This is a genomic window from Microcoleus vaginatus PCC 9802, assembly GCA_022701275.1.
GTDB lineage: Bacteria > Cyanobacteriota > Cyanobacteriia > Cyanobacteriales > Microcoleaceae > Microcoleus > Microcoleus vaginatus_A.
This window is the reverse complement of record CP031740.1, coordinates 2,994,952-3,011,074: the sequence shown is the minus strand read 5'-3', so window position 1 is coordinate 3,011,074 and position 16,123 is coordinate 2,994,952. Positions and strand designations below refer to the sequence as shown.

16 protein-coding genes are annotated in these 16,123 nt (G+C 46.3%); 9 read left to right on the top strand and 7 right to left on the bottom strand.

All coding sequences use genetic code 11. The features are described from left to right. Window positions 1–98: 98 nt before the first annotated feature. On the top strand, window positions 99–1,199 hold the full coding sequence (gene cax, locus D0A34_12185; GenBank protein ID UNU19524.1) for a calcium/proton exchanger: 1,101 nt from the start codon (window positions 99–101) through the stop codon (window positions 1,197–1,199). Between the two features lie 136 nt (window positions 1,200–1,335). On the opposite strand, the gene D0A34_12180 is transcribed toward cax, so the two are convergent. After that, a complete protein-coding gene (locus D0A34_12180; GenBank protein UNU19523.1) occupies window positions 1,336–1,980 on the bottom strand; it encodes a hypothetical protein in 645 nt (214 codons plus the stop codon). Window positions 1,981–2,179: 199 nt separating this feature from the next. After that, a complete protein-coding gene (locus tag D0A34_12175; protein ID UNU22268.1) occupies window positions 2,180–3,841 on the bottom strand; it encodes a DUF655 domain-containing protein in 1,662 nt (553 codons plus the stop codon). Window positions 3,842–4,032: 191 nt separating this feature from the next. On the opposite strand from D0A34_12175, the gene D0A34_12170 reads away from it, so the two are divergent. From D0A34_12170 to D0A34_12155, 4 genes are all read left to right on the top strand, one after another. Next, window positions 4,033–4,434 carry a hypothetical protein gene (locus D0A34_12170; GenBank protein UNU19522.1) on the top strand — a complete coding sequence of 134 codons (402 nt, stop codon included), beginning with the start codon at window positions 4,033–4,035 and terminating at the stop codon, window positions 4,432–4,434. Window positions 4,435–4,519: 85 nt separating this feature from the next. Continuing rightward, window positions 4,520–5,710, top strand: coding sequence for a cysteine desulfurase (locus D0A34_12165; protein ID UNU19521.1), 1,191 nt, complete (start codon window positions 4,520–4,522; stop codon window positions 5,708–5,710). Window positions 5,711–5,807: 97 nt separating this feature from the next. After that, complete coding sequence (locus D0A34_12160) at window positions 5,808–6,629, top strand: Uma2 family endonuclease (protein ID UNU19520.1); 822 nt, start codon at window positions 5,808–5,810, stop codon at window positions 6,627–6,629. Window positions 6,630–6,745: 116 nt separating this feature from the next. Continuing rightward, window positions 6,746–7,402 (top strand): hypothetical protein, encoded by a 657-nt coding sequence (locus tag D0A34_12155; protein UNU19519.1) that lies wholly within the window; start codon window positions 6,746–6,748, stop codon window positions 7,400–7,402. A gap of 222 nt (window positions 7,403–7,624) precedes the next feature. On the opposite strand, the gene D0A34_12150 is transcribed toward D0A34_12155, so the two are convergent. From D0A34_12150 to D0A34_12140, 3 genes are all read right to left on the bottom strand, one after another. Further along, window positions 7,625–8,620 carry a thiamine-phosphate kinase gene (locus D0A34_12150; GenBank protein UNU19518.1) on the bottom strand — a complete coding sequence of 332 codons (996 nt, stop codon included), beginning with the start codon at window positions 8,618–8,620 and terminating at the stop codon, window positions 7,625–7,627. 32 nt (window positions 8,621–8,652) lie between these two features. After that, entirely contained in the window at window positions 8,653–8,967 is a 315-nt protein-coding gene (locus D0A34_12145) for a hypothetical protein (protein UNU19517.1), read from the bottom strand. 241 nt (window positions 8,968–9,208) lie between these two features. Beyond that, window positions 9,209–10,201, bottom strand: coding sequence for a peptidylprolyl isomerase (locus D0A34_12140; protein ID UNU22267.1), 993 nt, complete (start codon window positions 10,199–10,201; stop codon window positions 9,209–9,211). A gap of 411 nt (window positions 10,202–10,612) precedes the next feature. Here D0A34_12140 and efp point away from each other — a divergent pair, with 411 nt between their 5' ends. From efp to D0A34_12125, 3 genes are all read left to right on the top strand, one after another. Continuing rightward, window positions 10,613–11,170 carry an elongation factor P gene (efp, locus tag D0A34_12135; protein UNU19516.1) on the top strand — a complete coding sequence of 186 codons (558 nt, stop codon included), beginning with the start codon at window positions 10,613–10,615 and terminating at the stop codon, window positions 11,168–11,170. A gap of 199 nt (window positions 11,171–11,369) precedes the next feature. After that, complete coding sequence (gene accB / locus D0A34_12130; GenBank protein ID UNU19515.1) at window positions 11,370–11,927, top strand: acetyl-CoA carboxylase biotin carboxyl carrier protein; 558 nt, start codon at window positions 11,370–11,372, stop codon at window positions 11,925–11,927. 30 nt (window positions 11,928–11,957) lie between these two features. Continuing rightward, window positions 11,958–12,350 (top strand): transcriptional regulator, encoded by a 393-nt coding sequence (locus D0A34_12125; GenBank protein ID UNU19514.1) that lies wholly within the window; start codon window positions 11,958–11,960, stop codon window positions 12,348–12,350. A 108-nt stretch (window positions 12,351–12,458) separates the two neighbouring features. Here the strand turns inward: D0A34_12125 and D0A34_12120 are convergent, their stop codons facing one another. Together D0A34_12120 and psbA are read right to left on the bottom strand one after the other, a co-directional pair. Further along, window positions 12,459–13,229, bottom strand: a complete 771-nt coding sequence (locus D0A34_12120; GenBank protein UNU19513.1) for a hypothetical protein — start codon at window positions 13,227–13,229, stop codon at window positions 12,459–12,461. 436 nt (window positions 13,230–13,665) lie between these two features. Further along, window positions 13,666–14,748: a photosystem II q(b) protein gene (psbA, locus tag D0A34_12115; protein ID UNU19512.1), complete on the bottom strand. Its 1,083-nt coding sequence runs from the start codon at window positions 14,746–14,748 to the stop codon at window positions 13,666–13,668. Window positions 14,749–15,109: 361 nt separating this feature from the next. On the opposite strand from psbA, the gene cofG reads away from it, so the two are divergent. Continuing rightward, on the top strand, window positions 15,110–16,063 hold the full coding sequence (gene cofG, locus D0A34_12110; GenBank protein ID UNU19511.1) for a 7,8-didemethyl-8-hydroxy-5-deazariboflavin synthase subunit CofG: 954 nt from the start codon (window positions 15,110–15,112) through the stop codon (window positions 16,061–16,063). The last annotated feature ends 60 nt before the right edge of the window (window positions 16,064–16,123 follow it).

Sequence of the window (16,123 nt, the reverse complement as noted above, 5' to 3'; positions counted from 1 at the left end):
ACCCAGCAATTGTCAGACAAGAGTTGAATCATGTAAAATCAACTTGACGATCGCCCCGACAACTCGACCTCACCCTTCCTTACACCATCCGAGTTCCTATGTCAATCAAAAAGATTCTTTCCATAGCGCTGTTAATTTTTATCCCCATTTCCCTCGCCGCTGAGTATTTGCACTGGGGTTCCCTTGCAGTTTTCATCACATCCGCTTTAGGCATTATACCTCTGGCGATTTGGTTGAGTACAGCAACAGAAGAAGTGGCGATCGTTACAGGCCCCTCCATAGGCGGCTTATTAAATGCAGTCTTCGGCAATGCTACGGAATTAATTATTGCAATAGTTGCCCTGAAAGCTGGCTTAATTGACATTGTGAAAGCCAGCATAACTGGTACAATTATCAGCAACTTGCTCTTAGTGATGGGATTTTCCATGCTGTTAGGAGGAATCCGTTACAAAGAACAGGAATTTAAGCCAATAATCGCGCGGGTGAACGGTTCCACAATGACTCTAGCAGTTATTGCCATCCTGCTGCCGACAATGGTAATTTATACCTCCAATGGAGTCGAACCCGCAGCTATTCAGAATCTTTCCTTAATAACGGCGATCGTCCTAATTGCAGTTTACGCTCTAACTCTCCTATTTTCATTAAAAACTCACAGCTATCTTTACGAGGTTGGGTTACTCGAACTAGAGTCAGAAAATCCGCAAAATACCAAAGATGAATCTACTACGCACAAACCGAATTTGTGGCTGTGGATAGGAGTGCTAGTTGCCTCAACTGTTGCCGTTGCTTTTGAATCAGAAATTTTCGTTGGTGTTGTCGAAGAAACTACCAAAGGATTGGGATTGACGCCGCTGTTTACAGGGGTAATTCTGTTGCCGATTGTTGGTGGCGCGGCCGAATATGTAACTGCGGTAGGAGTTGCGATGAAAAACAATATGGATTTGTCAGTTTCTGTCGCAATGGGTTCGAGTTTGCTAGTTGCTTTGCTGGTAGCGCCGGTGTTGGTGATTATCGGATTAGTAATTCATCAGCCGATGGATTTAAACTTCAATCCGTTTGAAGTAGTTGCAGTTGCCATCGCAGTGACAATTGCCAATCTAATTAGTATCGACGGGCGCTCTAATTGGCTTGAAGGAGTGCTGCTTTTAGCAACATATATCGTGTTAGGAGCAGCATTTTACTTTCACCCCATTACTTGAACTAACAATTTTTTTGGAGGGGCAATCCCCCGTGGTTGCCGCTCTTCCCTGGAAAATAACTTATCTTCTTTCTGGTTTGTTATTCCTTTTTGTCTTCTGCCGTTAATTAAAAAAATAATTTTAGGGCAGAAAGTGATTACGGACAGCGACACTGTTGAACAGGAAAACACTCTCGTCTGCAACTTCTTTTTCTGCCTTTACGGTCGCGACAATCAGAAGTATCTCGACATTCTACCCTATCTTCACAAATTTGCTGACGGGGAAAAGTACCTAAGTTTTGTATAGAAACTTGAGCCGTAAGCGAACCTTGTTCTATAACTTGGTCATTTTCTTTGATTTCATAGAGAAAGTTATTTTCTCCCTCTAAAACCGAAAAAGTTCTTGTTTTGTGACTGTTACCCAACTTAAATCCAAAATCCTCGGAGAACTCACCTTTATTGTAACTTCTGTCTGTGTAGGGATAGGGGTTACTTTCCATGCCATCAGTCACATTTTTAATCATTACCCTCCTGTTAGGGGCGGGAGGAGTTTTGCTGGAGGCAAATCGAGCGCTTTGCGAATCAGGGGTGATCACAGTACCGGCACAAGTACCTACATATTCAACGCGCTTAAATTGAATCAAATTAATATTAAAAGTGTTTTCGTTTTTGACCCTAAATTGTGCGTTGTTAGTCTGCTGAGCGCTGACTGTGAAAGCTGCTAGCGTCAAAAAAGTGGCCCCGAGAAAAATAGCTAGAAGTTGGATTTTTGGTTTCCCCGTAACAAATAGGGCGTGTTTCATCTCTCTACCTCTAATGTAAATAGATAGCCTTTTGTTAACAAGTTATTATTTTAACTTGAGAGCAGATATGTTGTCAAAGTCGCTCGGATAGTTTTCTAGTGAAGATTTGAGTCCTTGATGCTGAGTTGCGAAAGGAAAAACAGAAGTCCTGACTGCGAAATTTGTAGAGCCAGGAATGAAGTCCTGAGTATGAACTTAACTACCAAGTTACTCGATCGCGCCATCTCTCTAAAATCTTGTCCCCGACTCCCTGTACCCGTGCCACATCCTCCAAAGAGGTGAAAGGTTGCTGTTGCCGCGCTGCAATAATTCTCTCGGCTAACTTCGGGCCAACCCCGGGCAAGGTTTCTAATTCTTCCTGACTGGCTGCATTTAAATTAACTAACTTTTTAGCAGCAATTTGAGGTTTGGCAGCCGCAGATTTTGATGCTGCTTGTAGTGAATCGCACTCTTTTTTCTTAGCATCAATTCTCTGTTTGATTCGGGCGGGAATTCCCAAGGTTGCACCTTTGTAAAGCCGATCGAACTCCCGCTCAAAATGGGCTGCAACTGTGGGACTCTCGATCGCCAGCAGCGTCTCGTCATTCCCGTGATTTGCAGCCTCACTCCAGTTGTGAGAACCTGTAAGCACCGTTTTGCCGTCCACAACGCCGAATTTGTGGTGCAGGCGATCGCCCATTGGTAACAGCGGCACTCCCACCGCAGTCAGCGGCTTTCTCCAAGGGCGATTGTCAGTTTCTAACCCGCAATCTTGCATCAAAGTCGCCCCCATCATATCCAACCCTTCACTATAAGAGCGATAAATAAAATTAGAGTCAATTAAAGCTCGCACCGCAACTCCCCGGCTAGCTTCAATTTCCAAAGTATTTGACAACCGCTGAGCCGAAAATACAAACAGGGCCAAATCAACCGACTTTTTCGCACTACCCAAAGTTCGATTTATCAAACCGTTGGCGCTTTTTTCCCAAGGCAAAGTCGCAGCCGTCGGCGAAAATTGCACCCCAACAGTCGAATTCCCTACTCTTACTTTTTGCACTTGACGAAACGGCTTTTTGATGCCAAACTTGCTGTCCGGTTTGCCCTGGGGCCCGTCGCCCCACATGATGTTAAATTCTTGAGTAAATAGTTGCGCTACTTGAGCATTTTCAATTTTCAACAAATTGTTCGCATTGCCGCGACTTGCTGGTGTCTTGAAATCGCCATGTATATCGCTTGTGGTAAAATTAGCCGAAGTGACGATTACGGTTTTGCCGTCAATTACCACAAATTTGTGGTGCATCAAACTGCTGCCTTTACTGCCGTCAGCAGTATCGTCAATTACAGGAATCCCCGCATCCTTGACAATTACCAAAGCATCATTTTGCTTGATTTCATCGGCACTCAATTTACCGTCTTTATTGCGATCGGCAAGTTGCACAAATTCGGTATAACGATCGCGCTCTCTTTCGGGTAATTTCGCTAACTCCTGAGCTGTAAAATCGCTCCAAGGGCGACTATAGATATGTTCGACAATTAATCTCACTTTAATTCCCGATCGCTGTCGATCGGCCAAAACCCTCGCAATACTGGGCAAGCGAAACTCCTGAACCGCTACATCTACCGTCGATCCAGCACTGGCGATCGCAACAGCGATCAAGTTTTCTAAATCATCTCCAGGTCTAGTTTGCTGGCGGTAAGGCTCTGTATAACTCGAAGCGATCGACTGATTGAAGTATACTTGCAACAAGGGGTCTTGAGGCAATAGAGCCAGGCTGAGAGGTAAATTCTGCACGTCTTGCTTTGTTTGTCCGCAGCCCACCAGATTGAGTGCCACCAGCCCAGCACAACAGAAACCGACTAAATGATAATACAATACAGCCACAAAATTTTTAAAAAAATAGAGGTTATTAGCCTTCCCAAAGTTCAAAGCTATTGGATCAAGTAAAGTTACAACCTATTAAATTTATGCAAGGGAATAGATTTTGCGTCTTGTAGAACTGCCTCGATGCCGGAAGCATCACTGGTAGGGTAGCAGCATTCAGGGGCGTGGGTCAAACCCGATACCGCTGCTTTATGGCTAAAAGAAAAACAATTTTTCCGTGCGGTCACAAAGGATATGGTAAAGCGTGCCATCGCTGCACGCAAGAGTTGGTGGCGCAGCAGCATTACGTTGAAGTGCTCGCAGAAAAACAAACCAAAAAACAAGAGAGGGAAGCATCATTTGCTAGAGATATCATCGATCTCAGAGGTCTGCCCGACCACGTAGTCACTAAAGCCCGGGCCATTATAGCAGCTTTGGGCGAAAATAAGAATTACAGAGATTTCGGTGGCAAACGCCTGCGTCATAACCGTTTGATAATCAGTATTCCTGTAACTCGCAACTACAGAATGCTTTGTGAAGATTGCGGCACTTTCTTAATTCCCCAAAAAGTTTTGTCGCACGAAGACTACAACGTCTGCAAACCAGGAAGTTAGTCATCAGTTATTGGTTATTGGTTATTGGTAGCCACTCACAACAGTCAGCAGTCAACAGTCAACATTCATTAATTAGTTATTTATCATGCAAATTTACCTCGACTATAGCGCCACAACACCCGCACGCCCAGAAGCGATTCAAGCCATGCAAAAAGCCCTGACTCAGCAGTGGGGCAATCCTTCCAGCTTGCACGAGTGGGGACAAAGGGCGGCGACAGCTTTAGAATTAGCAAGAATGCAGGTTGCTAGCTTAATTAATGCGCTACCGGAATCGATGATTTTTACGAGTGGCGGCACTGAAGCGGACAATTTGGCAATTATGGGAGTTGCCCGTCTTTATACAAAGCCGCAGCATATGATTATCTCCAGCGTAGAGCATTCCGCAGTAGCAGAACCGGCGCGACAACTCGAACAGTTGGGATGGGAAGTGACGCGCCTACCGGTGGATAAATTTGGACGAATTCACCCTTTGGATTTGCAAGAGTCGCTGCGATCGAATACAGTGTTAATTTCAATCATTTACGGACAAAGCGAAGTTGGGACGCTGCAACCAATTGAGGCATTAGGACAAATTGCGCGCGATCGCAATATCATGTTTCATACCGATGCAGTTCAAGTTGCCGGCAAGCTGCAAGTTGACGTGCAGAAACTGCCCGTAGACTTGCTTTCGGTTTCCAGTCACAAACTTTACGGGCCACAAGGTGCAGGCGCGCTTTACGTGCGTCCGGGAGTAGAATTAGTGCCAATGTTGGGGGGTGGTGACCAAGAATTGAAACTGCGTTCCGGGACACAAGCGCTGCCGGCAATTGTCGGTTTTGGGGTGGCGGCGGAGTTAGCATTGCAGGAAATAGATGTGGAAACGCCGAGGTTAATTGGATTGCGCGATCGACTTTTTGACCGATTATCTCATCTACCCAGTTTAGTACCAACTGGCGATCGATATTGTCGGCTGCCGCACCACGTCAGTTTTTGTATAGTCTCCCCTTCCTCCCGCCCTTATCAACAGAGAGATACAGGGCGAATCACAGGCAAAACTCTGGTGCGGCAGCTAAATTTAGCAGGAATTGGCATTAGTTCCGGTTCTGCTTGTAGCAGCGGAAAACTAACTCCCAGTCCGATATTATTAGCAATGGGATATGACGAAATCGGTGCCGTTGGTGGAATTCGCTTAACTCTGGGACGAGAAACCACAGAAGCTGATATTGATTGGACAGTAATTGCGATCGAGCAAATTTTGGATAGATTAATGCCAAAGGTAGCATTATCGAGGCGTTAGGAAGGATTCTGATCTTGAAAGCACGTCTACACACAAAAAATCCGCTTGATATCATTTACACTAAAATAAAATCACCATCTATTTTGGGGAAAAAGCAATGGTTACAAAACTGCAATCTCCAGACAAACAAAATATCATCTACCCCGACGATAACGGCGAACCAATGTCAGATAATACCGAGCAGTTTCGATTAATCGTTTGGATTAAGGAAAATTCCGAACTATTGTTTGCGAATGACCCGAATGTTTTCGTTGCCGGCGACTTGCTTTGGTATCCCGTTGAAGGAAATAATAAACTTTGCCAAGCACCAGATGTGATGGTAGTTTTTGGTAGACCAAAAGGTTATCGTGGTTCCTATCAACAGTGGAGTGAAGATAATATTGGGCCACAAGTAGTGTTTGAAATTTGGTCGCCGGGAAATCGGCCCGCTCCGATGATTCAAAAGTTCAAATTTTACGAACGTTATGGTGTGGAAGAATACTATTTGTACGACCCACAAACATTAGAGTTGACTGGATGGCAACGTCAAGAGGAACAATTAGAAGCGATCGAACAAATAGACGGTTGGATCAGTCCCAGACTGGGCGTCCGGTTTCAATTATCTGAAACGGGACTCGAAATGTTTGGGCCGTCTGGAGAAGCGTTTATGAGTTTTGTGGAACTCGCTCAATTGCGACTACAGGCGGAAGCGCGGGCTATTGAGGCAGAGCAACAAGCTCAGCAAGCCGAGCAACTGCGACAACAAGCAGAGCAACAAGCTCAGCAAGCCGAGCAACTGCGACAACAAGCCGAGCAACAAGCTCAGCAAGCAGAGCAACGCGCCACTGAGACAGAAACTTTGCTGGAACAAGAACGATCGCGATCGCAAGCTTTAGAATCAAGACTGCGAGAAATGGGAATCGATCTAAATCAATTGTAATAGATGATTCGGCGGTGGAAATCGCCGAGTCGCTTCGTGTGTGTAGACGCAGTTTCAACCGCCAAACCATCGAATCATGATAAAATCAATTCCGGTGTTATTCACAACTCCCCAAAATGGAAGAAAACCGCGCCCAAGCCTATCTGCAATTAATTCACACCCTGCTGAATGCCCCCAAGGGAGACGAACCGCAAATATTACAGGATAACTCAGAATTACTCGATCGCGGATTTCTGGAAACTTGCGAGTTAGTAGCATCAACCTTAGCAGAACAAGGAGGGGAAAATGGGGCTAAATTCCTGCGACATCTAGCTAGTTATCTAGCGCAAATCCTCGATATGAACGATGACGGAGGTAGCACTAACTCGGGCAGCGAAAATTTCCAAGAGTATGCAAATTTTTTCCTAGAATTATTGCAAGCCGAACAAGATAGCAAGGGGGATATAGCAGTAATTTACCCCATGCTGGAAGGGCGACAACATCTCCTTAATGCCAGTTTTGCCGAGACTTTACAGCAAGTGGCGCAGAAGTTAATTGCCGGCGAAAACTCAGAAACAATTAGCTCAATTATCGGTCTTATTGAAGATTTGAGTATTCATATTAGTGACTTTCCCAGTGGGAATAGATCGAATAATATTGAAATTGCCATTACGGGTTATCAAATAGTTTTAAATAATCGCGAACCCGGTAGTGAAAAATGGACGCAAACCCAAAATAATCTAGCTACTGCCTACAATAACAGAGTCAACGGTTCGCTGGCGGAAAATCTGTAACGGGCGATCGGCTGTTTTGAGGAAACTTTAACAGTCTATACCCTTGAGGCTTTCTCCTTCCCTAACGTATCAAGGTTAGATAATCAGGGCTGGGCTGATCTGAAAAAACTCGACAAAATCAACCTAGAACAACCCGAATACATCCACCAAAGAGCAGAAACTAGGCGGTTGAAACCGCCTTTAAACCAACTTTCATCCACTCCCAGTGGACTAAAAGATAATTCAGAAGTGTTGAAATCCTCGATCGAGTTTTAATATAGCATCAGGATAAATGCCGCTGCTATCAGTTAACCAGATATCGGTGCTATCCGTAGCGATTCCCACAATTGCAGCACCATTACCGATTTTTTCCACTAATAACTCAGCATTCGCGATGGGCAAAAACAGCACTAACTCGAAGTCTTCTCCGCCGTATAATGCCCAATCTAAAGCTTTTTCGGTTGATAAGATTTCGCTGAAAATATTGGGAATTGGTATTTTTGTGCGATCGACTTTTGCGCCAACACCGCTAGCCCGACAAATTTGAATAATCGCATCAGCTAAACCGTCGCTGCTGTCCATTCCGGCGATGGAAAACTCACCTGCAGAATCTAAAATCTCCCAAACAACCGGCAAAACATCGAGCCTCGGTTTAGGGCGCTGGTGAGCGAGAATTAAAGAAGCCCGATCGACTTCTGAAAGATTTTGCCCGAATTCTGGATTTAACAGCAATTCTAATCCCGCGCGGGAGGCTCCGTGAACCCCAGTAGCGACAATCGCCCAGCCCGATCGCGCATTTGACCGACTAATGGTACGATCGCACTCAACCTCCCCAAAAGCAGTAATCGCCACAGTCACCACGGGCGATCGCACAACATCGCCACCGACGATCGGCGTATCATATTCTTGCAAGCAAGCCGTCATCCCCCGATAAAACTCTTCAACCCACTCCACAGCCGTATCCGCCGCCACAGCGAGGGCTACAGTCACCGCCAGAGGCTTTGCTCCCATAGCCGCCAGATCCGACAAATTCGCCGCTGCGGCGCGCCATCCTGCGTAATAAGGCCCCGTAGTGCGATCGCTAAAATGCACTCCATCCACCAACATATCTGTAGTGATAGCGAGAGATTGGTTGGGAGTTGTAGGCATGACAGCGCAATCATCACCAACTATCTCTGCGGGGCAGAATTTTTGCAATATTCTTAAAAGACCTTGTTCACCGATATCTTTAACTTGCATAAATTTGAATTAGTCGATCGCACTTTCTCACTTCACCATTCCTTACTCGAACTCGGCGGCAAGCGCAACCTAGGAAATCTATAAAAAGTATCTCCTTCATCATCTACCTCTAAAACCGCCGAAAAAATCTTAACTTGCCGAGTTAAATACTGCTGAGCAACTTCAGCCTCAACCCTAGCATTAGCGGCCAGTTGAATCAGCGAAATTTGACTATTTTGAGTTTCCAATAACTGATAAAAAGCCTCATCCAACCGCTGTTTTTGCTTGTTTTCATTCACATTTTTTACTATCAACAAGCCTGCGAATCCGCCCAAACCCATTACCAATAAAAATTCTAAAATTGCCATACTGTCGATTAAATTCCTGATTTCAATAACGAAACTATAAAAATTATCTCTTCTTCCATCCCGCAGAGGCTGAATTTGTCTGTGCCGAAGCGATTTCAATCGCTGTAACCTTTATTTAGAAGCGATTTCATTGGCTGTCAATAGTGATTTTTTTAGCCCGCGCAGGCGGGCTTTATTTGTGTAAAAGCGATTTTAATCGCCGTCACTTTGGTGTAGAAGCGATTGTAATCGCCGTCATTAATTAAACTTGAGGTCGCACCAAATTTTCGAGTCCTTTAACTACCTTAGCAGATACAATCTTGTCTCCCTGCTTCAGTTGCTCCAAAACTTCTTTTCCTTCAATCATGTAACCAAAAACAGCATACCGGCCGTCCAACAGATTCAGGCCAGCGGGCGTGAGTTCAGGCTCAAACAAGAAAAAGAAAAACTGAGAAGAAGCGCTATCAGGGTCAGTTTCTGTACGGGCCATTGCCACAGTACCGAAAGCAGAAAAAGGCAAAACAGGTTCGTCCCGATAACGCCCCGCATCTTCTAGAGTAATCCCGTAAATAGGCTCCTTTTCGTCCCTGACGAGCACTTCCAGCGGAACATTCCGGTATTTGCCAGTAGCTGGGTCAATAAAACCCTCTTCCTTGCCTTCGGGGTCTCCGGTTTGCAAAACGTAGGATTCTTCCGATCGAATAAACGGCAAACCGTCATAAAAACCTCGATCGACCAAATCGACAAAATTACCAGCCGTAACCGGCGCGCTGTAGCCGTCAACCACAACAGTAATTTCCCCTTTTTCAGTTTGTACAGACACAGTAGCGCGCCCTTTCAGTTGAGGCAGATTAGCATACTTGGCCGGCACTTCAAAAGGAAACTTTGTCACCATCAACTCTTCGATTTCGCCTACCGAAGCCAGGATTGTGGCTTTCAAGTCCGTCACTTTGTCCCTGTCTTTAGCCTCAACAGCCTTTTCCAGTTGAGCAATTCCCTCCTTGATTCGTGCCAGTAGCGCCTCAGCTTGTGGCTTTTTCGCCTCGGGAATACTCTCTAAAATGTCAGACACCCGAAGGTTGAGAATCCTGGAAGCCTTGCTGACATCGCTGCTAATCGGCCCCCAACGTTTGGCCCGTATGTGGTTGTTAATGTCTTCGAGACTGATTTGCAAATCTCGCACAGTCTGATTGTCAAGAGGTAAAGCGAAGCGCAGCAGCGCCCGGCCGTCCGTAATCGCATTCCCCGCAGGCATACTGCTGCTGGGGCGTTTGGCATGGGAGACTGCACTGAAACTCAGGGAGAGAGTGAACAGCAAGAGCGCTAAAGCGACGGTTTTGACCCAGCGCTTGCACGTATCGATCGAGAAATTAGACCAATGCAACATAACTTTAACTTTTATTGCCTCTCTTATCTTCCCACAGCGCTGCCCGCCCTCTAAGCTGCTACCCATCTAAAGTGTCTGTTGGTTTGGCCCGGGAAGGAGTTACCCACTAACAACAGCCCCTTGCTCCCTGCCATTAACATTTCCGTACAGCACTTGCTCCCTTTGAACGGTAAAATAAAATGCCAATTGCTTTTTGATGCCGTCAGCTAGACTGCGGCTTTAACCTGACTGTAGTTCCCCCGTGCCCGCAAGGCGACGGGATTGCCCGCAAAAATTTATATGATATCCAGTAACGACTTTCGACCAGGTGTTTCAATTGAATGGAATAACGGCGTGTGGCGGGTTATCGAATTCCTCCACGTCAAGCCAGGAAAAGGCTCGGCTTTCGTGCGGACAAAATTAAAAAACGTCCAAACCGGAAACGTAGTAGAACAAACCTTCCGGGCGGGCGAGACAATGCCTCAAGCCAACCTGGAAAAGAGCGTGATGCAACATACCTATAAAGAGGGCGACGAGCTCGTCTTTATGGATATGGAAACTTACGAGGAAAGTCGGCTCAGTGCTAAGCAAATAGGCGATCGTGTCAAGTACCTCAATGAAGGTATGGAAGTCAGCATCCTGCGCTGGAACGACCAAATCATGGAAGTGGAACTGCCCAACTCTGTTGTCTTGGAAGTGATACAAACCGATCCCGGAGTCAAAGGAGATACTGCCACTGGTGGCAGCAAACCCGCCATCCTCTCCACTGGCGCTCAGATTATGGTGCCTCTGTTTATTTCCATTGGAGAACGGATTCGGATTGATACTCGTGAAGACAAGTACCTCGGCCGAGAGTAGAAACGAGGAAGGAAAAGGGAGTTTTTAGTTTTTAGTTCTGAGTTATGAGTTAAAGAAGTCCAAATTCAATACTCATTGCTCACAGCTTAAAAACTATCCCTTTTGCCTCCAAAGTCGTTGGTGCTCCTAGCTTCGGCTGATTCTGAATTTTCAATTTTCAATTTTCAATTTTCAATTCTCAATTACCCTTGAATCTGCTGTGCAACTAGACTTAAACCAGCTTTGTGACCTGCTAACTGTATTAGACAAAACTGGCATTTCGGAACTGACTTTAAAAAGTGGGGATATTGAACTGACAGTACGCAAAGGCATTCTGGCAAGTTCACCAAGCACCTCTGCTGCGCTCCCTGCTGCCGTGGCGACTGTCGCTCCGAGCGCGTTGGGCGCGGTTGCTAGCCCCACATTAGCGTCACCTCCTGCTGTTGACCAAAATTTAGCAGCGGATATGGCTGCCCCTGTACCCGTCGCCCCTGTGGCCGTACCTGCTGCCGTACCTGCTTCTGTCGATACGAAATGGGTGCCAATTATCTCGCCGATGGTAGGAACCTTTTATCGCGCTGCTGCTCCCGACGAGCCGCCTTTTGTCAATGTGGGCGATCGCATCAAGGTCAATCAGACAGTTTGTATTATCGAAGCGATGAAGCTGATGAACGAGATCGATGCGGATGAAGTCTCCGGTCAAGTGATGGAAATTTTAGTTCAAAATGGCGAACCTGTCGAATACGGTCAAGTTTTGATGCGAATTAATCCGGATTGAAGGATTACTTTATTGTTATGGACAGAATAAATGCTAATATTTCCCGATCACTTCTCTCCGGTGAGTTTGATGAAGTCATCCCAGCCTGTCCCGCAAGAGGTTGTGCAACAAGTTGCTGAGTATTTCAGTATTTTGAGCGAACCCATGCGTTTACGAATTTTGAACTTGCTTCGCGACGGCGAAAAATGCGTGCAAGAATTGGTGGAAGCTACTCAAACGAGTCAAGCCAATGTTTCTAAGCACCTAAAACTCATGCTCCAAGCTGGTATCCTCACTCGCCGGAGTGAAGGAACTTCAGCTTATTATAAGGTGCAAGACGAGTTAATTTTCGAGCTGTGTAATATGGTGTGCGATCGGCTTGCCAGCAGGATCGAACAGCAAGCCCTACACTTTCGGGCATTTAGCCTAACTACGAAGCACTGAAAATTAGTTGCCAGTTCTCAGTCGTCTGTCATGAGTCATCAGTTATCAATTCCTACGATCGGTCTTCAGACCGATGACTAATGGCTTGTAACTAATGACTCATAATTACTAAAGGGGAAAATTTTTGTCAAAACTTTGGCGGGTACTCGGCTGAGCCACCTCCAAACCTTCGCCGCCTAAAAGTTCTAAAGGCTTCCCTTCCACCGAAATCCAAACCTTGGTATTCGGTTGTAAACTCGTAGCCGTATAGATGACTTGCCCTAACCGGCCCGTCATCGAATTGCTCCCTCCCCCCGAAGTAAATTCGGCTGACAAATCGACATAAACTCCGTCATTCTTGACACTCAAACCCCTGAGTTTTGTCCCATTAGGAATTTCGCTAGAAACAGTTCCATCCTTCGGCCCGGCCAACAAACTGTTAAAAGCAGCTTGTAAAGCTGCATCAGGCTTGTCAGCTTGTTTGACAGCTACTTTCGTAGGAACTCCCTCAAATTTACCGCTGGCATCTTTAACCCAGTAGACTTGCACTGTCTGGACATCCGTCTGCGGCAAAGGCTTTGGCTGCGGCGACTTTGGGACTAGAGCCTGCGGCGTCTGAGCTTGAGGTGTCTGAACCTGCGGCGTCTGAACCTGTGGCCTCTGAACCTGTGGCACTTGTACAGGATTTGGAGGGGGTACGGGGATAACTACAGCAGGAGATTCCGCAGGACTTGGGGACAGCGGCGGAGCGGTAGTTTGAGCAGAAGACTGCGTATTTGCGGGGGTTGGCGAACGGTTCGCGGTCCACCAGGCAATGCCCCCTCCCGCCAGTAAAGCCAACCCGCAAACACCGGCAATGACGGCTGTGGAGACGCGGCGTACTTCTTGTCCATCTTTCATAATACAAATTCTCCTTACAGATAGAGCGCTTGGGACGGTGAGGAGCGACTCCCGATCAGCTACATTTGTCTATGGTTAGATTCTGGAATTGACACAATTGCATTGCTGCTAGCGAACACTTTATAGCAAGCCCAACATATCCTGAATCCGACTATTGGAATCCTAGACCATAATATAAGATTTCGCCCGTGGAGTATGTCACAGTATCTCGATCGGCCTAGTGGCTATGTTCTATAGTAATCATAAAAAATTAAAGAATAAAGGAAGAAAAAATAAGTAAAAAGGAAGAAGGAAAGCCACGAATGGATGTAACGGAGGTAAGGGGGTAACGGATTTAAGGGATTTAAGGGATAGAAACAGGTCTCTAAAAATATTTTTACCCAAACAAAAAGCGCCCCTATTTCTAGGAGCGCTTTTTGTAATCGAGGACTAAAACTTAGCCGTTGATAGAAGGAGCAACCATTGCTACGGGAGTTGTTTCACCAGCAGCCAAGTCAAGCGGGAAGTTGTGAGCATTGCGCTCGTGCATTACTTCCATACCCAAGTTAGCGCGGTTGATCACATCAGCCCAAGTATTGATGACACGACCTTGCGAGTCGATAATCGATTGGTTGAAGTTGAAACCGTTGAGGTTGAAAGCCATCGTGGAGATACCCAAAGCGGTAAACCAGATGCCGACAACTGGCCATGCACCTAACAAGAAGTGCAAAGAACGGCTGTTGTTGAATGAAGCGTATTGGAAAATCAAACGACCGAAGTAGCCGTGGGCTGCGACGATGTTGTAGGTTTCTTCTTCTTGACCGAATTTGTAACCGTAGTTTTGCGATTCGGTTTCGGTTGTTTCACGAACCAAGGAAGAAGTAACGAGAGAACCGTGCATGGCGGAGAACAAGCTACCACCGAAGACACCAGCAACTCCCAACATGTGGAACGGGTGCATCAGGATGTTGTGCTCGGCTTGGAACACGATCATGAAGTTGAATGTACCGGAGATACCCAAGGGCATACCGTCAGAGAAAGAACCTTGTCCAATTGGGTAGATCAAGAATACTGCGGTTGCTGCTGCAACTGGTGCAGAGTAAGCGACGCAGATCCAAGGACGCATACCTAAGCGGTAGGACAATTCCCATTCGCGACCCATGTAGCAAAATACACCGATCAGGAAGTGGAAAATTACCAATTGGTAAGGGCCGCCGTTGTACAACCACTCATCGAGGGAAGCTGCTTCCCAGATTGGGTAGAAGTGTAAGCCGATGGCGTTGGATGAAGGAACAACTGCACCTGTGATGATGTTGTTACCGTACATCAAGGAACCTGCTACTGGTTCACGGATGCCGTCGATGTCCACTGGAGGGGCAGCGATGAAGGCGATGATGTAGCAGATGGTGGCGCTGAGCAAGGTAGGAATCATCAAGACGCCGAACCAACCTACATAAATGCGGTTGTCTGTGCTTGTGACCCACTCGCAGAAGCGCTCCCAGACATTGGCGCTTTCGCGCTGTTGTAAGGTTGTTGTCATTTGCTTATGATTGCTTTATTTGGTTTTCAATGTTCGTGACGGCTTTGTGTTCCGCCATGTAAATAAACATAAAGCTTTTATTTCCGTTTGTAAAGGGTTTCTAAGCACAGTTTTTGTTATACGTGTTATAAAGATAGCTTATATAAGCCTACAAAGCTTGCTGTGTGGGGTTTTTAAAAGCAGAAAGCGGAATTTGTGGGCGATCGCACGAGAAGCGGAATGCTCATAATCTACCTGGATAGGCAGATTCGGGAGGGGCGTCAGTGTTAAGATAGATGAAGGGTTGCGATCGCCAACCGCAAAACTCGCACTGCACAGATATATGTTGTTGCGTAAGTCCGATCGATAAAAATCCCAAGGAATGTCCCGCACCGTCACCTACAGCCCTGCTTATACTCTGGTTCCCACTTACGAGTGTTACAATCGCTGCACCTATTGCAATTTTCGAGCAGAACCGCTGCAAAGTCCTTGGTTGACACTCGCACAAGCCGAAAAACAGCTTAAGTTGCTGCAAACTCAAGGTGTAATTGAAATTCTCATCCTCAGCGGCGAGGTACATCCTCACAGTCAACGGCGAAAAGCTTGGTTGCAGCGGATTTACGATTTGTGCGAACTAACACTTGCTCTGGGATTTTTGCCGCATACTAATGTGGGGCCGCTCAGCTTTGAGGAGATGGCACAGTTAAAAGAGGTAAATGTATCGATGGGGCTGATGCTAGAACAGCTTGCCCCACATTTGTTACAAACTGTTCACCGGCACGCACCGAGTAAAGTGCCGGCGCTGCGGCTGCAACAGTTAGAATGGGCTGGGGAATTGAAGATTCCGTTTACAACTGGTTTGCTGCTGGGAATTGGGGAAAGTGAGGCAGATTGGATTGAGACGCTGGAGGCGATCGCCCGGATTCATTCGCGTTACAATCACATTCAAGAAGTTATCCTCCAGCCACACAGTCCGGGAAATCAGCAAAGTTGGGACGGTGAAGTTTTTGATGCTACAAAAATGCCGGAAGTTATTGCGATCGCCCGCAGCATTTTACCATCTGAAATCAGGCTGCAAATTCCCCCCAATTTAGTTGCACAGCCAGACATATTGCTGGCTTGTTTAGAAGCAGGTGCTAGAGATTTAGGAGGAATTGGGCCGCGGGATGAAGTTAATCCCGATTATCCTCACCTGCAACACCAAACTTTAACAGAAATTTTAGCAGCATCGGGATGGCAACTCGTAAAGCGTTTGCCTGTTTATCCTCAGTACGATAAGTGGCTGCCGCAGACATTGCAAAGTGCTGTCAAACAATGGAGAGTCAATCGATTTTAGATTTTAGATTTTAGATTTTAGATTGAAGAATTGAGCCTACTGATAAATCCGGGGGCTTGT